Source organism: Sulfitobacter sp. DSM 110093 (genome assembly GCF_022788715.1).
Classification (GTDB): Bacteria; Pseudomonadota; Alphaproteobacteria; order Rhodobacterales; family Rhodobacteraceae; genus Sulfitobacter.
Genome location: NZ_CP085167.1, coordinates 591,340 through 611,836 on the forward strand (window position 1 = coordinate 591,340; position 20,497 = coordinate 611,836).

At 58.9% G+C, this 20,497-nt stretch carries 23 protein-coding genes; 18 read left to right on the top strand and 5 right to left on the bottom strand.

The annotated features are described in order from the left end of the window. Positions 1-61: 61 nt before the first annotated feature. From rpsE to DSM110093_RS02945, 18 genes are all read left to right on the top strand, one after another. A complete protein-coding gene (gene rpsE / locus DSM110093_RS02860) occupies positions 62-643 on the top strand; it encodes a 30S ribosomal protein S5 (RefSeq protein ID WP_093737988.1) in 582 nt (193 codons plus the stop codon). Positions 644-645: 2 nt separating this feature from the next. After that, the gene (gene rpmD, locus DSM110093_RS02865) at positions 646-834 is read left to right on the top strand and encodes a 50S ribosomal protein L30 (RefSeq protein ID WP_007118856.1); all 189 of its coding nucleotides are present in this window, start codon (positions 646-648) and stop codon (positions 832-834) included. Between the two features lie 394 nt (positions 835-1,228). Continuing rightward, a complete protein-coding gene (gene rplO, locus DSM110093_RS02870) occupies positions 1,229-1,711 on the top strand; it encodes a 50S ribosomal protein L15 (protein ID WP_243262224.1) in 483 nt (160 codons plus the stop codon). Positions 1,712-1,830: 119 nt separating this feature from the next. Then, positions 1,831-3,213, top strand: a complete 1,383-nt coding sequence (secY, locus tag DSM110093_RS02875) for a preprotein translocase subunit SecY (RefSeq protein WP_243266603.1) — start codon at positions 1,831-1,833, stop codon at positions 3,211-3,213. Beyond that, positions 3,210-3,857: an adenylate kinase gene (locus DSM110093_RS02880; RefSeq protein WP_243266604.1), complete on the top strand. Its 648-nt coding sequence runs from the start codon at positions 3,210-3,212 to the stop codon at positions 3,855-3,857. The genes secY and DSM110093_RS02880 overlap by 4 nt, the downstream gene beginning before the upstream one ends. A gap of 263 nt (positions 3,858-4,120) precedes the next feature. Then, entirely contained in the window at positions 4,121-4,489 is a 369-nt protein-coding gene (rpsM, locus tag DSM110093_RS02885; RefSeq protein WP_007118860.1) for a 30S ribosomal protein S13, read from the top strand. Positions 4,490-4,504: 15 nt separating this feature from the next. Next, positions 4,505-4,894 carry a 30S ribosomal protein S11 gene (rpsK, locus tag DSM110093_RS02890; protein ID WP_067622222.1) on the top strand — a complete coding sequence of 130 codons (390 nt, stop codon included), beginning with the start codon at positions 4,505-4,507 and terminating at the stop codon, positions 4,892-4,894. Positions 4,895-5,008: 114 nt separating this feature from the next. Further along, positions 5,009-6,025, top strand: coding sequence for a DNA-directed RNA polymerase subunit alpha (locus DSM110093_RS02895; protein WP_007118862.1), 1,017 nt, complete (start codon positions 5,009-5,011; stop codon positions 6,023-6,025). Positions 6,026-6,188: 163 nt separating this feature from the next. Beyond that, on the top strand, positions 6,189-6,605 hold the full coding sequence (rplQ, locus tag DSM110093_RS02900; protein WP_007118863.1) for a 50S ribosomal protein L17: 417 nt from the start codon (positions 6,189-6,191) through the stop codon (positions 6,603-6,605). Positions 6,606-6,827: 222 nt separating this feature from the next. Beyond that, positions 6,828-8,138: a replication-associated recombination protein A gene (locus tag DSM110093_RS02905; protein ID WP_243266605.1), complete on the top strand. Its 1,311-nt coding sequence runs from the start codon at positions 6,828-6,830 to the stop codon at positions 8,136-8,138. 31 nt (positions 8,139-8,169) lie between these two features. After that, positions 8,170-8,523 (top strand): CrcB family protein, encoded by a 354-nt coding sequence (locus DSM110093_RS02910; RefSeq protein WP_139226270.1) that lies wholly within the window; start codon positions 8,170-8,172, stop codon positions 8,521-8,523. Next, positions 8,520-9,566, top strand: coding sequence for an RluA family pseudouridine synthase (locus DSM110093_RS02915; RefSeq protein ID WP_243266606.1), 1,047 nt, complete (start codon positions 8,520-8,522; stop codon positions 9,564-9,566). Before DSM110093_RS02910 ends, DSM110093_RS02915 begins: the two co-directional genes overlap by 4 nt. Next, entirely contained in the window at positions 9,563-10,246 is a 684-nt protein-coding gene (locus DSM110093_RS02920; RefSeq protein WP_243266607.1) for an HAD-IA family hydrolase, read from the top strand. Before DSM110093_RS02915 ends, DSM110093_RS02920 begins: the two co-directional genes overlap by 4 nt. Further along, positions 10,243-10,956, top strand: a complete 714-nt coding sequence (locus DSM110093_RS02925; RefSeq protein ID WP_243266608.1) for an ATP12 family protein — start codon at positions 10,243-10,245, stop codon at positions 10,954-10,956. The genes DSM110093_RS02920 and DSM110093_RS02925 overlap by 4 nt, the downstream gene beginning before the upstream one ends. 194 nt (positions 10,957-11,150) lie before the next feature. Further along, the gene (locus DSM110093_RS02930) at positions 11,151-12,167 is read left to right on the top strand and encodes an amino acid ABC transporter substrate-binding protein (protein WP_243266609.1); all 1,017 of its coding nucleotides are present in this window, start codon (positions 11,151-11,153) and stop codon (positions 12,165-12,167) included. Between the two features lie 218 nt (positions 12,168-12,385). Further along, positions 12,386-13,600 carry an ABC transporter permease subunit gene (locus tag DSM110093_RS02935; RefSeq protein WP_243266610.1) on the top strand — a complete coding sequence of 405 codons (1,215 nt, stop codon included), beginning with the start codon at positions 12,386-12,388 and terminating at the stop codon, positions 13,598-13,600. Positions 13,601-13,603: 3 nt separating this feature from the next. After that, complete coding sequence (locus tag DSM110093_RS02940) at positions 13,604-14,902, top strand: amino acid ABC transporter permease (protein WP_243266611.1); 1,299 nt, start codon at positions 13,604-13,606, stop codon at positions 14,900-14,902. Positions 14,903-14,916: 14 nt separating this feature from the next. Further along, a complete protein-coding gene (locus DSM110093_RS02945) occupies positions 14,917-15,684 on the top strand; it encodes an amino acid ABC transporter ATP-binding protein (protein WP_093927127.1) in 768 nt (255 codons plus the stop codon). Positions 15,685-15,746: 62 nt separating this feature from the next. On the opposite strand, the gene DSM110093_RS02950 is transcribed toward DSM110093_RS02945, so the two are convergent. From DSM110093_RS02950 to yidC, 5 genes are read right to left on the bottom strand one after another with little or no spacing between them, the layout of a single operon-like run. Beyond that, a complete protein-coding gene (locus DSM110093_RS02950) occupies positions 15,747-16,241 on the bottom strand; it encodes a histidine phosphatase family protein (RefSeq protein ID WP_243266612.1) in 495 nt (164 codons plus the stop codon). A 60-nt stretch (positions 16,242-16,301) separates the two neighbouring features. Continuing rightward, on the bottom strand, positions 16,302-17,165 hold the full coding sequence (gene argB, locus DSM110093_RS02955; RefSeq protein WP_243266613.1) for an acetylglutamate kinase: 864 nt from the start codon (positions 17,163-17,165) through the stop codon (positions 16,302-16,304). Between the two features lie 36 nt (positions 17,166-17,201). After that, positions 17,202-17,852: a ribosome biogenesis GTP-binding protein YihA/YsxC gene (gene yihA / locus DSM110093_RS02960; RefSeq protein ID WP_243266614.1), complete on the bottom strand. Its 651-nt coding sequence runs from the start codon at positions 17,850-17,852 to the stop codon at positions 17,202-17,204. Continuing rightward, complete coding sequence (locus DSM110093_RS02965; RefSeq protein WP_243267658.1) at positions 17,852-18,589, bottom strand: MOSC domain-containing protein; 738 nt, start codon at positions 18,587-18,589, stop codon at positions 17,852-17,854. Before DSM110093_RS02965 ends, yihA begins: the two co-directional genes overlap by 1 nt. Further along, positions 18,589-20,460, bottom strand: a complete 1,872-nt coding sequence (gene yidC / locus DSM110093_RS02970) for a membrane protein insertase YidC (RefSeq protein ID WP_243266615.1) — start codon at positions 20,458-20,460, stop codon at positions 18,589-18,591. Before yidC ends, DSM110093_RS02965 begins: the two co-directional genes overlap by 1 nt. Positions 20,461-20,497: the final 37 nt, after the last annotated feature.

Genomic DNA, 20,497 nt, shown 5'->3' on the forward strand with positions numbered 1-20,497 from the left:
CCGCTGGCCCACCAGGATTGACCAAAGGGGCCAATGGGCCACAGAAAAAGGAAGATGCCAGATGGCAAGAGATGACAACCGTGGGGGCAACCGCCGCAACCAGCGCGACGAGACCCCGGAATTCGCTGACCGTCTGGTCGCGATCAACCGCGTGTCCAAGACCGTTAAGGGTGGTAAGCGTTTTGGCTTTGCCGCACTTGTAGTCGTGGGCGATCAGAAAGGCCGCGTCGGCTTTGGTAAGGGTAAAGCGAAAGAAGTACCCGAGGCCATCCGCAAGGCAACTGAGCAAGCCAAGCGTCAGATGATCCGCGTGCAACTGCGCGAAGGTCGTACGCTGCACCATGACATGCACGGCCGCCACGGCGCCGGCAAAGTCATCATGCGTACAGCACCTGAAGGTACCGGTATCATCGCCGGTGGTCCGATGCGTGCCGTATTCGAGATGCTGGGCGTAAAGGACGTTGTGTCCAAGTCGGTCGGTTCGCAGAACCCATACAACATGATCCGCGCCACTTTGGACGGTCTGAGAAAAGAGCAATCGCCCCGTTCCGTCGCGCAGCGTCGCGGCAAGAAAGTGGCTGACATTCTGCCCAAGCGTGATGACAACGTTGAGTCCTCCGCACAAGTGGCTGAGGAGGCATAAGCATGGCCAAGACACTCGTAATCAAGCAGGTCGGTTCGCCGATCCGCCGCCCCGCTAAGCAAAAGGCAACTCTGGTTGGCCTGGGTCTGAACAAAATGGGCCGCACCCGTGAACTGGAAGATACACCTTCCGTCCGCGGCATGATCAACAAGGTCTCGCACATGGTCGAGATCGTCGAAGAGAAAGGCTGAACTTTAGGTTCAGCGGTAGAGTGGGCAACCGCTTTACAAAAACGCCTCGCAGGAAACTGCGGGGCGTTTTGTTTTTTGGGCTGATTGTGCCACCGGCCCGGGATCAAGCCTTAGGCGCCGGGCGGGCTGGCGAGTGAGGTTTGGCGCTCTTCTGCGCAGTCACACTATTGCTGCAAGCTAAAGTGTCATGGATCACTGTTGAAGTCGCCACCTCACGGGCAGGCGATGGCCTGTGTTGCCTCGTAAGAGCTCATGCGTTCCGCCAACCCCTTGTCACGCCTTCCGGCATCCCCTATACGCCCCCGGTGGCCCGTGTTGGGTTGCAATGGAATCGAAACGCCGCGTTTGGCCGCTCCCGTCGCTGGGGGCCATTTCCGGCAAAAGGAGAAGCGACATGAAACTGCACGAACTTTCCGACAACGAAGGCGCAACCAAGAAACGTATGCGCGTTGGCCGTGGCCCTGGCTCCGGCAAGGGTAAAATGGGTGGCCGTGGTATCAAAGGTCAAAAGTCCCGTTCCGGCGTGGCGATCAAGGGCTTTGAAGGCGGCCAGATGCCGATCTATCAGCGTCTGCCCAAGCGTGGCTTTAACAAGCCCAACCGCAAGTCTTTCGCTGTTGTGAACCTAGGCCTGATCCAGAAATTCATCGACGCCAAGAAGATCGACGCTGGCAACACCATCGACGGTGCTGCTCTGGTTGCGTCCGGTCTGGTCCGTCGTGAGCTGGACGGTATCCGCGTTCTGGCCAAAGGTGACATCACCTCCAAGATCGACCTGAACGTTGCCGGCGCTTCTAAGTCTGCCATCGAGGCGGTCGAGAAGGCGGGCGGCAAGGTGACTGTGACTGCCCCCAAGGCGGTCGAAGCATCCGAGTAATGCGGCCTTAAGGCTTGTGAGCGGCGCGCCAGCCGCTTACATATCCTCAAGTTTTCCCGAACGCCGCCCGCCGGAAAACGGCCCGGGCGGCGTTTTTGCAACAAAAGAAGAGACCCCTCATGGTATCTGCCGTCGAAAACATGGCCGCGAACACGAGCTGGGCCGCATTGGGCAAGGCAACTGACCTGCGCAACCGGATCCTGTTCACGCTCGGGCTGCTTATCGTTTACCGCCTTGGCACCTTTATCCCGGTGCCCGGCATCGATGGTGGGGCGCTGCGTGACTTCATGGAAAGCGCGGGCCAAGGCATCGGCGGCATGGTGTCGATGTTCACCGGCGGCGCGCTAGGCCGGATGGGTATCTTTGCTTTGGGCATCATGCCTTATATTTCGGCCTCGATCATCGTTCAGCTGCTGACCTCCATGGTTCCGGCGCTTGAGCAGTTGAAGAAAGAGGGCGAGCAGGGCCGTAAGAAGATCAACCAGTACACACGCTACGGCACCGTGGCGCTGGCGACTTTGCAGTCCTATGGCCTCGCGGTCAGCCTTCAGGCGGGTGACATTGTTGCTGACGGGCAGATGGGCTTTGGCTTTATCGCGGCCTGTATGATTACCCTTGTGGGCGGTACAATGTTCCTAATGTGGCTGGGTGAGCAGATCACCGCACGCGGCATCGGCAACGGTATTTCACTGATCATCTTCGTCGGCATCATCGCCGAAGTTCCCGCCGCCATTGCCCAGTTCTTTGCTTCGGGCCGCTCTGGCGCGATCAGCCCAGCGGTGATCGTGGGCGTGCTGGTCATGGTGATTGCGACGATCATGTTCGTGGTCTTCATGGAGCGCGCGTTGCGCAAGATCCATATCCAGTACCCCCGTCGCCAAGTCGGCATGAAGATGTATGATGGCGGCACGTCGCACCTGCCGATCAAAGTGAACCCCGCAGGCGTGATCCCGGCAATCTTTGCCTCCTCACTGCTGCTTCTGCCAGTGACGGTCAGCACATTCTCGGGCAACTCCACCAGCCCTGTGATGTCTTGGCTCTTGGCGAACTTCGGCCCCGGCCAGCCGCTTTATCTGCTGTTCTTCGTGGGTATGATCGTATTCTTCGCTTATTTCTATACGTTCAACGTCAGCTTCAAACCCGATGACGTCGCTGACAACCTCAAGAACCAGAACGGTTTCGTGCCGGGCATCCGTCCGGGCAAGCGCACCGCTGAGTATCTTGAGTATGTCGTGAACCGCATTCTGGTGTTGGGTTCGTTCTACCTCGCTGCGGTCTGTGTTCTGCCGGAAATTCTGCGCGGTCAGTTCGCTATTCCCTTCTACTTCGGCGGTACATCGGTGCTGATCGTCGTGTCGGTGACCATGGACACTATCCAACAGGTGCAGAGCCATCTGCTCGCGCATCAATACGAAGGTTTGCTTGAACGCTCGCAATTGCGCGGCAAAGGTGCAGGCAAAGGCAAAGGTACACGCAAGAAACGGAGCCCCGTACGTCGATGAACATTATTCTACTCGGGCCTCCGGGCGCAGGCAAAGGCACCCAAGCACGTCATCTCGTCGAGACCCGCAATATGGTCCAACTCTCCACCGGCGACATGCTGCGTGAAGCGAAAGACAGCGGTACAGAGATGGGCAAGATCGTCGCGGACGTTATGGACCGTGGCGCGCTGGTCACCGATGAGATCGTCATTGGCCTGATCCGTGAAAAGCTGACCGACAAGGCCGAGCATGGCGGTTTCATCTTTGACGGGTTTCCGCGCACGCTCGCCCAAGCCGACGCATTGGCTGAATTGATGGCGGATGAAGGTCAAAACCTTGATGCCGTGATTGAGATGAAGGTCGACGATGAGGCGCTGGTCGCCCGCATCACCGCCCGCTCCACCTGCGCAAGCTGCGGTGAGGTTTACAACGACCTGACCAAGCCGATCCCGGAAGATGGCAAATGCAGCAACTGCGGCGGCACCGAGTTCAAACGCCGGGCGGACGACAATGAGGAAAGCCTCAAGACCCGTCTGATGGCCTATTACAAACAGACCTCTCCGTTGCTCGGCTATTACTATGCCAAAGACATGCTTCAGAGCGTTAATGGTTTGGGTAAGATCGACGAAGTTCGCGCCGAGATCGCAGCAATCCTCGACGCTTGATCGGGTCGCAGGGAAGGGCAGGCGGCGACGCTCTCTTTCCCTAGATGACGCATCGGCAGCACAGTTTTGCGCAGTGGCTTGACGCCCTGCGCAAAACCTCATAGTCACCCCTATCTCGCGAGAGAATCAAATTGCGGCAAGGGTTCAGCCCAACCCCGCAAGATCACCTGATCAGCCTCAGCCCGATGGCCTTATAGCCTCGGGCTTGTGTTGTGAAAAAAGGGTCTGGAACGACGGACCCGCAACGAAAAGGAATAGCTAACGTGGCACGTATTGCCGGCGTAAACATCCCGACTGCAAAGCGGGTTCCAATCGCCCTCACCTATATCACCGGTATTGGCACTTCCTCCGCCAAAGCCATTTGCGAAGCCGTTGGCATTGACGCGACCCGTCGCGTTAACGAACTGTCCGACGCCGAAGTTCTGGCCGTGCGTGAGCACATCGACGCCAACTACACCGTCGAAGGCGACCTGCGTCGTGACACGCAGATGAACATCAAGCGCCTGATGGACCTTGGTTGCTACCGTGGCCTGCGCCACCGTCGTAACCTGCCCGTCCGTGGTCAGCGTACCCACACCAATGCTCGCACCCGCAAAGGCCCCGCAAAGGCCATTGCTGGCAAGAAGAAATAAGGGAGGGTCTGATCAATGGCACGCGATAAGACAAAGACCAAGCGTAAGGTCTCCAAGAACATCGCCGCAGGTGTGGCGCATGTGAACTCAAGCTTTAACAACACCAAGATCCTGATCTCGGATGTTCAAGGCAACGCAATCTCCTGGTCCTCCGCTGGCACCATGGGCTTTAAAGGGTCGCGTAAATCGACACCTTACGCAGCTCAGATGGCCGCAGAAGATGCTGGCCGCAAAGCTCAGGATCACGGCGTCAAGACGCTGGAAGTCGAAGTGCAAGGCCCCGGTTCCGGCCGTGAATCCGCACTGCGCGCTCTGGCTGCTGCCGGTTTCAACATCACTTCGATCCGTGATGTAACCCCGATGGCCCACAACGGTTGCCGCCCGCCCAAACGCCGCCGCGTTTAAGCCGGGACTGTTTGACATGGGGTCGCGCCTTACGTGCGGCCCCATACCGCTTTTCAGAAACCTCGAGCGTTTGTGTCATTTGGACATGAGGCACAAACAAGGATGGAGGGACGCATGATCCACAAAAATTGGGCTGAATTGATCAAGCCGCAACAGCTGGACGTCAAGCCGGGCAATGACCCAGCCCGTCAGGCAACTGTTATGGCAGAACCGCTGGAGCGGGGCTTTGGCCTGACGCTCGGCAACGCGCTGCGCCGCGTGCTGATGTCTTCGCTGCAGGGTGCGGCAATCACATCCGTGCAGATCGACAACGTGCTGCACGAGTTTTCCTCCGTGGCCGGTGTGCGCGAAGACGTAACCGACATCATCCTGAACCTTAAAGGCGTTAGCCTGCGCATGGAAGTCGAAGGGCCCAAGCGCCTGTCGATCTCTGCCAAAGGTCCGGGCGTTGTCACTGCCGGTGACATCTCCGAATCCGCTGGTATCGAGATTCTGAACCGCGAGCATGTGATCTGCCACCTCGACGATGGTGCAGATGTCTACATGGAACTGACCGTCAACACCGGCAAGGGCTATGTCTCTGCCGACAAGAACAAGCCGGAAGATGCGCCCATCGGTCTGATCCCGATCGACGCGATCTATTCGCCGGTCAAGAAGGTCTCCTATGACGTGCAGCCCACCCGTGAGGGCCAGGTGCTGGACTATGATAAGTTGACCATGAAAGTCGAAACAGACGGTTCCATCACGCCGGATGACGCCGTGGCCTTCGCCGCGCGCATTCTGCAGGACCAGCTGGGCATCTTCGTCAACTTCGACGAGCCGGAATCGGCGTCCCGTCAGGACGACGACGATGGTCTTGAGTTCAACCCGCTGTTGCTCAAGAAGGTCGACGAGTTAGAACTGTCGGTGCGTTCGGCAAACTGCTTGAAGAACGACAACATCGTCTACATCGGCGATCTGATCCAGAAGACCGAAGCCGAAATGCTGCGGACGCCGAACTTTGGCCGCAAGTCCTTGAACGAGATCAAGGAAGTGCTGTCGGGCATGGGCCTGCACCTTGGCATGGATGTCGAAGACTGGCCGCCAGAAAACATCGAAGACCTCGCCAAGAAGTTCGAGGATTCGTTCTAAGAGACACGGACCCGGAAACTTTTAAAGTTTCCGGGCCGATTTCTTCAAAAGAAATCGGGCACCGTTACGACCGGGTACAAGCCCCAAGGAGAGCCCGTGACACGCATCGCGGGCCAGACAAAGCAAAACCGCCCGTAGAGGGCATCACGATTGGAGTAAGACAATGCGTCACGCACGTGGATACCGCCGCCTGAACCGTACACATGAACACCGCAAGGCGCTGTTCTCGAACATGGCAGGCTCGCTCATCGAGCATGAGCAAATCAAAACAACCTTGCCGAAAGCCAAGGAACTGAAGCCGATCATCGAAAAGATGATCACGTTGGCCAAACGCGGCGACCTGCACGCACGCCGTCAGGCCGCAAGCAAGCTGAAAGAAGACCAGTATGTCGCGAAACTGTTCGACATCCTCGGCCCGCGCTACAAAGACCGCCAAGGTGGTTACGTTCGCGTTCTGAAAGCTGGCTTCCGCTATGGTGACATGGCGCCGATGGCGATCATCGAATTCGTCGACCGCGACCGCGACGCCAAAGGCGCCGCAGACAAAGCGCGTCTGGCTGAAGAAGACGCCGCAGAATAAGATTTCGCAGATTGCGGATTGGAAAGCCCTGCCATCTGGCGGGGCTTTTTCTTTTGAGCGCGGGGAAAGGCAGTTGCACCAGTGAAGGCGGCTGCGCATATCAGGGAGTATGAAATACTTTTTGGCGTTCTTGATACCGCTGGCTGCATCAGACACGGTTGGCCATCTGCGCCCGCATCATGACACAGCCGCCGTGATCGGCGCAGCGGCCTAGGGGGTAGTATGGCGGATTTATTCGGCGACAGCGACGTAGCGGCAGCAGACAGCGGCCACCGGCCATTGGCAGACCGCTTGCGCCCGCGCGCATTGGCGGAGGTTATCGGGCAGGAACAAGTGCTTGGCCCCGATGCGCCGCTGACGGTAATGCTTGCGTCGGGTGCATTGTCGTCGCTGGTCTTTTGGGGTCCTCCGGGGGTGGGAAAGACGACCATCGCGCGTCTTTTGGCGGATGAAACAGATCTACATTTCGTACAAATCAGCGCAATTTTCTCTGGCGTGCCGGAACTGCGCAAGGTTTTTGACGCGGCCAAGCTGCGGCGGCGACAGGGGCAGGGGACGCTGCTATTTGTCGATGAAATCCACCGCTTCAACAAAGCGCAGCAAGACGGGTTTCTGCCGCATATGGAGGATGGAACGATCCTTTTGGTTGGTGCGACAACGGAAAACCCCAGCTTTGAACTAAACGCCGCGGTGCTTTCTCGGGCGCAAGTGCTGGTGTTAGAGCGCCTGCCGCATGACGATCTTGAACGATTGGCGCAACGGGCAGAGCACGAGTTAGGCAAGCCGTTGCCGTTACAACCTGACGCCCGCGAGGCGCTATTGGAAATGGCCGATGGGGACGGGCGCGCTTTGCTGAACCTGATCGAACAGGTGACTGCGTGGAAGGGCGATGAATTGCTCGATAAGACCGGGCTCTCCAAACGCTTGATGCGCCGCGCGGCACAGTACGACAAGTCAGGCGATTCGCACTACAACCTGATATCGGCGCTGCACAAGTCCATGCGTGGGTCAGACCCCGATGCGGCGCTTTATTGGCTGGGGCGGATGCTCGAGGGAGGCGAAGACCCCCGTTATCTGATGCGCCGTATTACCCGGATGGCGGTCGAGGACGTGGGCCTTGCCGATCCACAGGCGCAGGCCTTTTGCCTTCAGGCTTGGGAGACATACGAGAGGCTCGGCAGTCCTGAGGGGGAGTTGGCCATCGCGCAAGCGTTGACCTACATCTGCCTCGCGCCAAAATCGAACGCTGTTTACAAGGCCTATAAAGGCGCGCGCAAACTGGCGCGGAGCACCGGGTCAGAGCCGCCGCCCAAACATATCCTCAACGCGCCGACCAAGCTGATGAAGGAACAGGGCTACGGCAGCGGCTATGCCTATGACCATGATGCCGAAGACGGATTTTCGGGGCAGAACTACTTTCCCGATACGATGGCGCGGCCCAGCCTGTACGAACCGGTCGAACGCGGCTTTGAACGTGAGTTGAAAAAGCGGCAGGATTACTTTGCAGGGCTTAGGGCTAAGCGGAAAACTTGACTCCGGGCCGTGCCCGCGCGATGGGGTGTCGATGATGAAAACACTGATCATGGTGGCCCTCGGCGGCGCTTTGGGCGCCAGCTTGCGGTTCCTTGTCGGGGTCGCGGTGGGCTTTCCGCTGGGCACCTTGGCCGTCAATGTCACTGGCTCGCTGGCGATTGGCGTGGTCTGGGTGCTGGCCGACAAGACGTCGCTGCTGCTGCCCTTCTTGATGACTGGGCTGCTGGGCGGTTTCACGACCTTTTCGGCGTTTTCACTCGATACCCTGCGGCTGCTTGAAGCGGGCCGTGCAGGGGTCGCATTTTCATATGTGGGGGCCTCGGTGATCTTGTCGCTGGCCGCCTGTTTGCTGGGCCTCTGGTTGGCCCGAGAGGTGTTGGCATGAGCCGCGTACAAACCATTACCGTCGCCGTGGGCGATGGCGACCAGCGGCTGGACCGTTGGTTCAAGCGGATGTTTCCGCAGATCAACCAAGGGCTCATCGAAAAGATGTGCCGCAAGGGCGAAATCCGTGTCGATGGGGGGCGGGTCAAGGCCAACACGCGGCTGGAAGCGGGTCAAGAGGTGCGCGTGCCGCCGCTGCCCGACAGCGCGCCGCCGCCGCCGCCCAAGCGGACGCGGATCACTGATGCCGACGCCAAGATGATCCGCAACTGCGTGATCTACCGCGACGATCATGTGATTGCGCTGAACAAGCCGCCTGGCTTGGCGGTGCAGGGCGGCTCTGGCCAAGCGGACCGCCATGTCGATGCGCTGTCTGAGGCGTTGATCTTTGACGCCGAGGAAAAGCCGCGTCTGGTGCACCGGCTTGACCGGGACACCTCCGGCGTGCTGTTGCTGGCGCGGACGCGTCTGGCGGCCAAGGCGCTGACGGCGGCGATGCGCCACCGTGAGACCCGCAAGATTTACTGGGCCATCGTGGCCGGTGTGCCGACGCCCTATCTGGGCGAGATCAAATATGGGCTCGTCAAAGCAGGCGGTCATGGCCGCAGCGGGGAGGGCGAGAAGATGATCGCCGTGCATCCGCGCGATATGGATGCGACGCCGGGTGCGAAACGCGCGCACACGCTCTACGCCACACTGTTCCGCGTTGGTTCGCGGGCGTCTTGGGTGGCGATGGAGCCGGTCACGGGTCGTACCCACCAGTTACGCGCGCATATGGCCGAGATCGGGCATCCGATCGTCGGTGACGGGAAATACGGCGGCTCTGGTCAAGAGAACCTTGGCGATGGTTGGGGCGCACAACTGGGTGGGATCATCTCCAAGAAACTGCACCTGCACGCGCGGATGATGCGGTTTGAGCATCCTCATACCCGCAAATCGGTCACGATCACGGCTGAGCTGCCGGATCATATGGCGCATAGCTGGGACACCTTCGGCTGGACCGAAGACTTGGCTGATGAAGACCCGTTTGAGTCGCTGCAATGAGCAAGCCGCTGCGCTTAGTGATCTTTGACGTCGACGGCACGCTCGTCGACAGTCAGGCTGATATCATTGCCGCGATGACGGCGGCGTTTGCAGCCGTGGACGCGCCTGTTCCATCGCGCGATGAAATCCTATCGATCGTTGGTTTGTCACTTGATGTGGCGCTGCCGACACTTGCCCCTACGCGCTCTGCTGGGGATCACCTTGTGATGGTTGGGGCCTATAAGACGTCTTATATGACCCTTCGGGCAGAGGCCGGTGTGGCGCAATCTTCGCCGCTCTATCCCGGCGCGGCAGAAACACTGCGCTGCCTTCACGCTGAACCAGAGGTGCTTTTGGGTGTTGCCACGGGCAAATCAAAGCGCGGGTTGGACAAGCTGATCGCGGGTCATGGGCTGGAAGGGCTGTTCATCACCCAGCAAGTTGCGGATTTTCATCCTTCAAAACCGCATCCTTCGATGATCCATCAGGCGATGGCCGATGCTGGGGTCGGGCCAGAGGCGACGGTAATGATCGGCGACACTTCTTTTGATATGGATATGGCCGCCGCTGCCGGGGTGACTGGGATCGGCGTGAAATGGGGCTATCACGGCCCGGAACGGCTGGCCGCTGCCGCGCATCTTGTCGAGGACTTCGCGGCGCTGCGGGCCTTGCTGGAACAGATCTGGAGCATTCCCGCATGAGTGACTGGAAAGCCAAACGTTTTTGGAAAGATGCTGCCGTGGTCGAGGTCGATGGCGGCTTTACCGTCGAACTGGATGGCCGCCGGGTGAAAACACCGGCCAAACGCCCGTTGACCTTGCCGACCCGTGCCATGGCAGAAGCCGTGGCCGCCGAATGGCAAGCGCAAGAGAAACAGATTGACCCGCGCACCATGCCGGTGACCAAGACCGCCAATGCGGCGATTGATAAGGTCGCGGTGCAAAAGCAGGAGGTCGTGGAGATGCTGGCCGCTTATGGCGACAGTGATCTTCTGTGCTACCGCGCCGACAATCCTGCAGAATTGGTGGCACGGCAGGCGGCTGAATGGGATCCGATGCTTAATTGGGCAGCTGCGTTCCTTGGCGTCAAGTTAGAGACGCGGCAGGGCATTATGCATCAGCCGCAATCGCCTGACGCTTTGGCTGAAATGCACCGCCGGACGGCTGCGTTGGACGCTTTTGAACTGGCAGCATTTCATGATCTCGTAAGCTTGACCGGATCACTGGTGCTGGGCTTTGCCGCCTATGAACAGGCTTTTGACCCCCAGGAAATATGGGCGCTTTCGCGCTTGGATGAGGTTTGGCAGGCTGAGCAATGGGGCCGCGATGACGTGGCCGAGCAAGAGGCCGAAATTAAGCGGCAGGCATTTTTGCATGCATGTGCAATGATTGTGCTTTCCAAGGCTGCTTAACTTGCTAAAAGCTTTGCGTGCGGATGGGCAAATCGCGTTCTAAATTTGCCCATCGCGCCCTTGACCTTCAAACCTGAATCCGCCCACACTGCTTTCCATTGAGCAGGGGAGACCCTGCACATGATCGCTTTCGGCGTCACTTGGCGTCGGATTAACCGCCAGTGAACGTGGCGGACTATCAGGAAGAGGTAAAAATGAAAAAAACCGTAATTTTTGGCGCGCTGACCGTTGCTGGCCTTGCGGCCGGTGCTGCTGGCGCCGCCACGCTCGATGACGTCAAAGCCCGTGGCAAGCTGAACTGTGGCGTGACCACAGGCCTTGCAGGCTTTGCCGCGCCTAACGCCAACGGCGAATGGGAAGGTTTCGACGTGGCCGTGTGCCGTGCCGTTGCCGCCGCCGTACTGAGCGACAAGAACGCCGTGGAATTCGTGCCGACAACCGGCAAGACCCGCTTCACCGCGCTGGCTTCGGGCGAGATCGACTTCCTCGCACGGAACACCACATGGACCTTCAGCCGTGACACCGACCTGAAATTCGATTTCATCGGCGTGAACTACTACGACGGTCAGGGCTTCATGGTTCCGAAAGCGCTTGGCGTTTCCTCGGCCAAGGATCTGGACGGCGCGACCGTCTGCATCCAAACCGGCACCACAACCGAGCTGAACCTCGCGGACTTCTTCCGCAAGAACAACATCAGCTACGAGCCCGTGCCTGTTGAAACCAACGCCGAAGGCCAGCAGCAGTACCTTGCCGGTGCCTGCGACACCTACACAACTGACGCCTCCGGTCTGGCCGCCACACGTGCGACCTTTGAAACCCCTGGCGACCACGTTCTGCTGCCCGAAATCATCTCGAAAGAGCCGCTCGGCCCGCTGGTCCGTCACGGTGACAACGAGTGGGGCGACATTACCCGCTGGGTGCTGAACGCGCTGATCGCAGCCGAAGAGCTGGGCATCACCTCTGCCAACATCGAAGAGATGACCGGCAACACCAACAACCCTGAGATTGCTCGCCTTTTGGGCACCGAGGGTACGCTGGGTGAGATGATCGGCCTCGACAATGAATGGGCCAAGCGCGCCATCATGGCCGAAGGCAACTACGGTGAAATCTTTGCCAAGAACATCGGCGAAGAGACACCCATCGGTCTGGCACGTGGGCTGAACGCTCAGTGGACAGACGGTGGCCTGCTTTACGCACCGCCAGTACGCTAAATTAGTTGCCAAGGGGCGCGGGAATTCCTGCGCCCCTTGTGCCTCGGATCCGGGTAACTTGGGCCTAACTAACGCAAGCTACTCCAAAGCGAACAACAACGCGCTAAGAAGACAATAAAAACCCACGATCGGCTAAAACGATCAACGACCAAAAATGATTCGGCCAAGGTGCGCTAAATGCACCAATAAAAAACAAGCCGGAACACAGGGATACATACATGACGACATTCTCCGACCCTCCCAAGGCGTCGTTCCGGCCATCTATGCTGTTGAGCGACACCCGCTATCGGTCGATCACCTTCCAGGTGATTGCGCTGGCGCTGCTGGTCACGGCGATCTGGTACCTAGGCTCTAACCTTGCTGCCAACCTGCGCGCCGCTGGTCTGAACATTTCCTTCCAGTTTCTCGGCAATCCAGCCGGTTATGACATCAACCAAACGCTGATTCCCTATACCAGCCAGTCGTCCAACCTTCAGGCCGCTTGGGTGGGTATCATCAACACGCTGCTGGTGTCCTTCCTTGCCTGTGTCACCGCGACCATCTTTGGCGTTATCGCGGGGGTTCTGCGCCTGTCGAACAACTGGCTCATCCGCAAGTTGATGGCAGGCTACGTTGAGATTTTCCGCAATATCCCTGTGCTGATCTGGATCCTGATCATCTACACCATCATGACCGCCGCGATGCCCGCGCCTTCGGCCTTCCGCGGCGATGATCCGGCTTCAACCATGATGCTTGGCTCTTTCGCTTTTACCAACCGGGGTGTCTATATTCCGGGACCGGTCTGGGGACCGGGGTCCATGATCGTGGTGGCGACATTTGTGGCGTCGATCATCGGCGTCTTCGCCTATCGGCGCTACGCGACCAAACTGCTTTATGACACGGGCCGTCTGTTGCCGATGCTCTGGCCATCGGTCGCGATCCTGTTTGTGCCCGCAATTGTTGTGTTCTTCATCATGGGTATGCCCATTGGCTTGGATTTTCCGGCACTCGCGGGCTTTAACTTCCGGGGGGGAATCCAGATCGGTGCGCCGCTGATCGCGCTGTGGTTCGCTTTGTCGATCTATACTGGGGCTTTCATCGCCGAGAACGTCCGCGCAGGCATTCAAGCGGTAAGCCGCGGCCAGTCAGAGGCCGCAGCCGCTTTGGGCCTGCGTCCGGGGCGAGTGATGAACCTCGTCGTGCTGCCGCAGGCGCTGCGCGTGATTATTCCGCCGCTGATCTCCAACTATCTCAACATCACCAAGAACTCGTCGCTGGCAATCCTTGTGGGCTATGCCGACATCACCGCGACGCTGGGCGGGATCACCCTGAACCAGACCGGGCGGGCGATTGAATGCGTCGTTCTGCTCATGCTGTTCTACCTCGTGATTTCGCTGGGCATCTCCATGGTGATGAATGTTTATAACAACGCAACGAAGCTGAAGGAGCGTTAAGCCATGTCAGATACACATGCTGAATCCATCGCCTTCGTGCGCGAGTCTTCCCTGCCGCCAGCCGCTCCGCCTGACAAAGTCGGCGGGCCGCTGAAATGGGTGAAAGACAACCTTTTCCCGACATGGGCCAATGCGATTCTGACCCTTGTGGCGCTTTACTTCCTGTATCTGCTGCTTGCGGGCTCTCTACCGTGGTTGCTGAACGGGGTCTGGTCTGCCAGCAGCCTGTCGGAGTGCCGTGAGATACTTGACGGTGCTTCAGGGGCCTGTTTTTCGGTGCTCAGCGAGCGTTGGCACCAGTTGCTCTTTGGGTTCAAATACCCCAGCGATCAATACTGGCGTCCGACCCTTGCGCTGGTGCTGCTGTTCCTTGCTGCTGCGCCTGTCCTGTTCATCGACCTGCCGCGCAAGATGCTGCTCTTTACGGGTCTTTATCCATTCCTTGCCTTCTGGCTGATCTGGGGTGGCCCGATCTGGGGGCCGATCTTTGCCCTGTTGGGCGTGATTGCGGGCTATGTCGTCTATAGCCGTCTGGTGCACAAAAGCTTCGCTTTGGCCCTGGCTGGAGGGCTCGCTGCTGCTGTGGTCGTTTGGTACATCGGCGGCTTCATCGGGGATGTATTACGCCCCGCGTCGCCCCTGCTTGAGGCGATCCCAAGCCGTGACCTCGGTGGCTTCATGCTCAATATGATGCTGGGTATCACCTGTGTGTCCCTCTCGCTGCCCATTGGCATCGCGCTGGCTCTGGGACGTCAGTCCCACTTGCCGATCGTTAAAGGCATCTGCGTGGTCTTTATCGAATTCGTGCGGGGCGTGCCGCTGATTACCTTGCTCTTCGTGGCGAACGTGATGCTGGCCTATTTCTTCCCGCCGGGTTCGGGGGTCGATCTCTTCATCCGCGTGGTCATTATGATCACCATGTTCTCTTCGGCCTATATCGCCGAGGTGATCCGGGGGGGGCTCGCCGCACTGCCGAAGGGCCAGTATGAGGCTGCTGACAGCCTTGGCCTCGACTATGCGCAGGCGATGCGTCTGATCATCCTGCCGCAGGCGATGAAGATCTCCATTCCGGGCATCGTCAACATTGCCGTGGGCCTGTTCAAGGATACCACGCTGGTCTCGGTCATCTCGTTGTTTGATATCATCGGCATGATCCGCGGACCGATCCTCGCTTCGACCGATTGGAACGGCGTTTACTGGGAACTCTTCATGTTCGCCTCGTTGCTGTTCTTCATCGTTTGCTACGGCATTTCACAATATTCGCAGTGGCTGGAACGCCGTCTTGCGACTGACCATCGTTAAGGGAGGGTTCTCGCATGGCTGAGACCGCACAAATGAAAGTATCCGACGAAGTCGCGATCCGTATCGACAACATGAACAAATGGTATGGCGCGTTTCACGTGCTGCGCGACATCGACCTGACGGTGCACCGCGGTGAGCGTATCGTCATTTGCGGGCCGTCAGGTTCGGGTAAATCGACGCTGATCCGTTGTATCAACGCGCTAGAAGAGCATCAGAAGGGCAGCATCGAAGTCGACGGCACGTTGCTGAGTTCTGACCTCAAGAACATCGACAAGATCCGCTCAGAGGTCGGCATGTGCTTTCAGCACTTCAACCTCTTTCCGCATCTGACAATCCTTGAGAATTGCACGCTGGCGCCGATCTGGGTGCGTAAAACCCCGAAGAAAGAAGCCGAAGAAACGGCGATGCATTTCCTTGAAAAGGTGAAGATCCCCGATCAAGCCAACAAGTACCCCGGCCAGCTTTCAGGCGGTCAGCAGCAGCGTGTGGCGATTGCCCGTTCGCTGTGCATGCGCCCGCGTATCATGCTGTTCGATGAGCCGACATCGGCACTTGACCCTGAGATGATCAAGGAAGTGCTCGACACAATGATCGAGCTTGCCGAAGAGGGCATGACCATGCTCTGCGTGACCCACGAGATGGGCTTTGCCCGTCAGGTGGCGAACCGGGTGATCTTTATGGACGAGGGCCAGATCGTTGAGCAGAACGAGCCGGAAGCCTTCTTCAACAACCCACAAAGCCCGCGCACACAGTTGTTCCTGAGCCAGATTTTGGGCCACTAAGCCGCGCTACGGCATTATAGCGAACCAAACGTCCCGGCCTAACGGTCGGGGCGTTTTACGTTTCAGGCCAGTTGCTTGGGCACGGTGAAGGCATGGAGCGCACCTGTGCCGGGGGCGAGGTCCGCCCAACTGTCAATGTCGAAGTCCATTACGGTCGTCGCACCCGATGGGTAGCGGTGAAAGGCATCCTCGTCGGGTAACTCTTGCAGCAACTCAGCAGCCGCAGCGGCGATGCCGGGGTTGTGAGCGACGAGCAAGACAGCCGCACCCTCCGCCTTTTGACGCAGCGTTGCGATGATCTGCTCAGGGTCAGCGAGGTAGAGTTGGCGCAGGTGTACCACGGCGCTGTCTTGCGGCAGGTTTAACAGCGCGCAGGTTTCCCGCGTGCGGCCAGCGGTGGAGCAGAGCACGGTGTCAAGCACCAAGCTTTCGGCCCGCAGCCAATCTCCTAACGCCGTAGCAGCCCCGCGCCCGCGCTTGTTCAGCGGGCGGCCGTGGTCGCTGGTGCCATGGGACCAGTCAGATTTCGCATGTCGCATTAGGATCAGGCGGCGCATGTCATTCCTTTCACTGCTTGGCCCATCATAGGCGTGAAGCAGGGGCAGGGGGCAAGGGTTTTACCCCTTGCGAATAATGCTGCCTGCGCCATGTTCGGTGAAGAGTTCCAGCAAGCAGGCATTGGGTGCGCGCCCATCGAGAACCACAGCCGCACGTACGCCGCCTTCTAGTGCATCAAGCGCGGTCTGCACTTTGGGGATCATTCCGCCTGCAATGGTGCCATCAGCGATCATTTCATTGATCTGGCTTGCCGTAAGGTCGGTGACCACCTCGCCCGAGCCATCCTTAACGCCTGCCACATCAGTAAGCAGCAGCAGGCGATCAGCCTTCAATGCGCCGGCAATAGCCCCGGCGGCAGTGTCGCCGTTGATATTATAGGTCTCACCGCCATGGCCCATGCCAAGCGGTGCGATGACGGGGATGATCCCCTTGTCGGCGAAATCGCGCAGGATGCGCGGGTTCACTTGCGTCGGGTTACCGACCAGACCAAGCGCCGGGTCTTCGGGATCGCAAACGATTAGCCCGCTGTCTTTGCCAGAAACGCCCACAGCACGGCCGCCCTGTTCGGAAATGGCCTGCACGATCCGCGCATTGACGAGGCCTGACAGTACCATTTCAACCACTTCCATGGTCGCGGCATCTGTAACGCGCTTGCCGTTCACGAATTCGGATTTGATGTTCAGCCGCGCCAACATGTCGTTGATCATCGGTCCGCCACCATGAACGATCACCGGATTCACACCCACTTGGCGCATCAGTGCGACATCACGGGCGAATTCATCCATCGCCTCATCGCTGCCCATCGCATGACCGCCTAGCTTGATGACCACGGTGGCATCGGCATAGCGTTGCAAATAAGGCAGGGCTTGGCTGAGTGTGCGGGCTGTGGCGATCCAGTCGCGGTTCATGTCTTGCGTTCTCATCTGTTGACCCATGGGAAGCCGATAGCGGCGGAGGTGTTATACCAGCGTGGCGATGATGGCACGCAAGGTCGGGATGCCCCAGCCCTTTTCCGAGGATGTCACGACAATCTCCGGGTAGGCGGCGGGGTGTTTGCTCAGCGCGTCTTTCACCTGCGTTAGGATCTTCTCACGCTCGGCTTCTTTGACCTTATCGGCTTTGGTCAGCACCACCTGAAAGGTCACGGCAGAGCTGTCGAGCAGGGACATGATTTCATTGTCGACCTTTTTGACACCATGGCGCGCGTCGATCAGTACGAAGGCGCGGCGCAAAGTCTGGCGGCCCGAGAGGTATTGTTTCAGCAGGCGCTGCCACTTCTCTACCACGGGCAGGGGGGCATTGGCATAGCCATAGCCCGGAAGGTCGACGAGGTAATGCTCTTCGCCCGCCGTGAAGAAGTTGATCTCCTGCGTGCGGCCCGGCGTATTGGAAGCCCGTGCAAGCGCCTTCATCCCCGTCAGCGCATTGATCAACGTCGATTTGCCGACGTTCGAGCGACCCGCAAAGCAGACCTCCATCCGGTCTGGGGGTGGCAGCCCGTTCATCGCCACGACACCTTTAACGAATGTCGTCTCACCGGCGAACAGCATGCGGCCTCTTTCTGCGCTCGGCGCGTCCGGCTCCTCGGCGATGGTGTAGTTCACTTGCATCAAATCAGCTCCAGTTCGTCGCCCACGGCGATCTCTCCGCCCTTGGTGACGGTCAGGGTAACACCGAAATCGCGGTGACCCAATTGGTCAAGTGCCGCGAGTGTGTCCACGTCGCGTGCGCCGGTGTCGGTGTTTACGGTGGTGGCAAGGCAGCGAGTGATGCGTTTTGACACATGCAACCGTGCGCCACCGATTTTCATATCGCGCCCGACCCATTCGAATTCATCCCACGGGGCAGCGCCGTCAAACCAGATGTTGCCGCGCCAACGGGCGGTTTGCAGCGGGTTGCCGCAAAGCGCTTCGACAGCGGCGTGAGAGGCAAGGCTGTTCAGCGAAAGTGTCGGTTCGGCACTGTCGGTATAGCCGCGGCCATCAAGGCGCAGGATGCCCACCGGCGCGGCCCTGCCTGAGGCAACCAAAGGGCCCACCCAGTCTAGGAAGGCTGCTTTGTCGCGATCAGGGTGAAAGGTGATCTCGCCTCGTTCTGGGTGATGCAGGGTCAGCATCTCGCTCGCTTCATCCAGCTTGGCCGTAATCGCCTGCAACTGCGGAGAGGAGGCGCCCCGCGTAAAATTCAAACACCGCGCCCAGTCGCCGGGTATGGCTTTGGAGGCATCATGCGCCACAGCCCAAAGGCGGTCATAGGGCATAGATTGCCCGGCGTGCAGGGTCACACGCTCAACCGTCTCGCGGCCATGGGCCTTGAGCGGATGCCGGTTGAGCGCGGTGACCTGCATCACTTTTTCGATTTTCCCGACTTGGGTTTGGCATCTGCGTCGGCCGCGCCGCCCTTGGGCGTCCGTTTAAAGCCGCCCGCGATGTTGCCCCAAAGATCAGGTTTGTACCCCTGGCTGCGCATGATCAGATACTGCTGCGTAAAGGTGATCGTGTTGTTCGCGATCCAGTAAACCACGAGGCCAGATGCAAAGCCGCCCAGCATGAACATGAAGACCCAAGGCATCCAAGCAAAGATCATTTGCTGCGTCGGATCGGTGGGTGCCGGGTTCAATTTTTGCTGCAAGAACATGGAGATACCCAGGAGCAGCGGCAGAATGCCGATGAACACCAGCGCCAGCATCGAGCCAGGCTCAGGCGCGGCATAGGGCAGCAGTCCCCAAAGGTTCATGATCGAGGTTGGATCGGGTGAGCTAAGGTCTTGGAACGGGCCAAAGAAGGGCGCGTGGCGCAGTTCAATGGTGACGAAGATAACTTTGTAGAGCGAGAAGAAAATTGGAATCTGCATCAGGATCGGCAGACAGCCCGCAGCGGGGTTCACCTTGTTCTTCTTGTAAAGCTCCATCATGCCTTGCTGCATCTTCTGACGGTCGTCGCCCGCATCCTTCTTGAGCTTCTCCATCTCGGGCTGAAGCTCTTTCATCCGCGCCATGGAGACGTAGGATTTATAGGCCAGTGGGAAAAGCAGCGCTTTGATCAGCAGGGTCAGGCCGATAATCGCAACGCCCATGTTGCCGATCAGCTGGTTCAGGTTGTGCAGCAGCCAAAAGATCGGCTTGGTCAGGAAAAAGAACCAGCCCCAGTCGATGCTGTCGATGAATTTGGCAACGCCTGCGGATTGGTAATCCTGCAGTGTTTCCCACTCCTTCGCCCCGGCGAAGAATTTGCTGGACGCGCTGATGCTTTCGCCTGCGGCGACCGAGCGGGTGGGTTGGCGGGTGAAGGCGCGGTAGGTGTCTGCGCGCGGGTCATAGGTGAGGGCCTGTTCAAAGGTCTCGCCTGCTTCGGGGATCAGCACCGCCTGCCAATAGTGGTCGGTAAAGCCGACCCAGCCTTCGGTGACGCCTTCGGTAACCACGGCGGGGCGGCCCCAAGTGCTGTTTACCTCAGCTTCGGCAATATCGTCCCAATCAACTTCCGACAACTCGCCATTGGCCATCGATACGGCGCCTTCGTGCAAGATGAAGAAGCTTTTCAGGTCTTCGGGCAATCCGTGCTGAGCGATCATGCCAAACGGGGCAAGGTTGACGGGCGCTTCGCCATTGTTCGTTACGCTCTGGGTGATGTCGAACATATATTCATCATCAACCGAAATTTTGCGGGTAAAGACCTGACCGGCACCGTTGTCCCATGTCAGGGTGACGGGGCTGTCAACGCCCAATGCCTCACCTTCGCTGAGGGTCCAAAGCGTGTCCACGCCCGGAACTGCATCAGGGCCAAGGCCGGAGCCTGCCGCCCAGCCGTGCAGAGCATAATAGGCGTCGCTTGACCCTTCGGGAGAGAGCAGGGTGACCACTTCGGCGTTTTCATCAAGAGTGGTTTGGTAGTCATTCAGCTTGAGATCGTCAATCCGACCACCCATCAGGGAAATAGAGCCGCTGACCTTGTCGGTCGCGATTTCCACCCGAGGCGCATCGGCCAAAGCGGCGCGGCGGCCTTCGGGAGCGGCGCCTTCGCCGGTATCCGCACCGGGTGCGGCAGCCGTCTCTACTGTGGAGGCGGGAACGGAGGTGCCATCTTCGGTTTGGGTCATCTCGACGCTGTTCTCTAGCGCGGGGTCAGCTTCGGGGGGCGGGAACAAGAGGAACCACACGAGGATGACGGCAAAGCTGAGCGCCGTGGCAAGGATGAGATTCTTGTTCTGTTCGTCCATGGGGACCGCCACCTGATGTCTTTGAATATCACGGGGG

Excerpts from the sequence above, each read along its gene's own strand:
- DSM110093_RS02915 (WP_243266606.1), top strand. The coding sequence starts at position 8,520 with ATGAGCCGCGTACAAACCATTACCGTCGCCGTGGGCGATGGCGACCAG.
- DSM110093_RS02935 (WP_243266610.1), top strand. The coding sequence starts at position 12,386 with ATGACGACATTCTCCGACCCTCCCAAGGCGTCGTTCCGGCCATCTATG.
- yihA (WP_243266614.1), bottom strand. The coding sequence starts at position 17,852 with ATGCAAGTGAACTACACCATCGCCGAGGAGCCGGACGCGCCGAGCGCA.
- DSM110093_RS02950 (WP_243266612.1), bottom strand. The coding sequence starts at position 16,241 with ATGCGCCGCCTGATCCTAATGCGACATGCGAAATCTGACTGGTCCCAT.
- rplO (WP_243262224.1), top strand. The coding sequence starts at position 1,229 with ATGAAACTGCACGAACTTTCCGACAACGAAGGCGCAACCAAGAAACGT.
- DSM110093_RS02940 (WP_243266611.1), top strand. The coding sequence starts at position 13,604 with ATGTCAGATACACATGCTGAATCCATCGCCTTCGTGCGCGAGTCTTCC.
- rpsK (WP_067622222.1), top strand. The coding sequence starts at position 4,505 with ATGGCACGCGATAAGACAAAGACCAAGCGTAAGGTCTCCAAGAACATC.
- DSM110093_RS02895 (WP_007118862.1), top strand. The coding sequence starts at position 5,009 with ATGATCCACAAAAATTGGGCTGAATTGATCAAGCCGCAACAGCTGGAC.
- yidC (WP_243266615.1), bottom strand. The coding sequence starts at position 20,460 with ATGGACGAACAGAACAAGAATCTCATCCTTGCCACGGCGCTCAGCTTT.
- DSM110093_RS02965 (WP_243267658.1), bottom strand. The coding sequence starts at position 18,589 with ATGCAGGTCACCGCGCTCAACCGGCATCCGCTCAAGGCCCATGGCCGC.
- rpsE (WP_093737988.1), top strand. The coding sequence starts at position 62 with ATGGCAAGAGATGACAACCGTGGGGGCAACCGCCGCAACCAGCGCGAC.
- rplQ (WP_007118863.1), top strand. The coding sequence starts at position 6,189 with ATGCGTCACGCACGTGGATACCGCCGCCTGAACCGTACACATGAACAC.
- DSM110093_RS02925 (WP_243266608.1), top strand. The coding sequence starts at position 10,243 with ATGAGTGACTGGAAAGCCAAACGTTTTTGGAAAGATGCTGCCGTGGTC.
- DSM110093_RS02910 (WP_139226270.1), top strand. The coding sequence starts at position 8,170 with ATGATGAAAACACTGATCATGGTGGCCCTCGGCGGCGCTTTGGGCGCC.
- DSM110093_RS02880 (WP_243266604.1), top strand. The coding sequence starts at position 3,210 with ATGAACATTATTCTACTCGGGCCTCCGGGCGCAGGCAAAGGCACCCAA.
- DSM110093_RS02905 (WP_243266605.1), top strand. The coding sequence starts at position 6,828 with ATGGCGGATTTATTCGGCGACAGCGACGTAGCGGCAGCAGACAGCGGC.
- DSM110093_RS02930 (WP_243266609.1), top strand. The coding sequence starts at position 11,151 with ATGAAAAAAACCGTAATTTTTGGCGCGCTGACCGTTGCTGGCCTTGCG.
- DSM110093_RS02945 (WP_093927127.1), top strand. The coding sequence starts at position 14,917 with ATGGCTGAGACCGCACAAATGAAAGTATCCGACGAAGTCGCGATCCGT.
- argB (WP_243266613.1), bottom strand. The coding sequence starts at position 17,165 with ATGAGAACGCAAGACATGAACCGCGACTGGATCGCCACAGCCCGCACA.
- rpmD (WP_007118856.1), top strand. The coding sequence starts at position 646 with ATGGCCAAGACACTCGTAATCAAGCAGGTCGGTTCGCCGATCCGCCGC.
- DSM110093_RS02920 (WP_243266607.1), top strand. The coding sequence starts at position 9,563 with ATGAGCAAGCCGCTGCGCTTAGTGATCTTTGACGTCGACGGCACGCTC.
- secY (WP_243266603.1), top strand. The coding sequence starts at position 1,831 with ATGGTATCTGCCGTCGAAAACATGGCCGCGAACACGAGCTGGGCCGCA.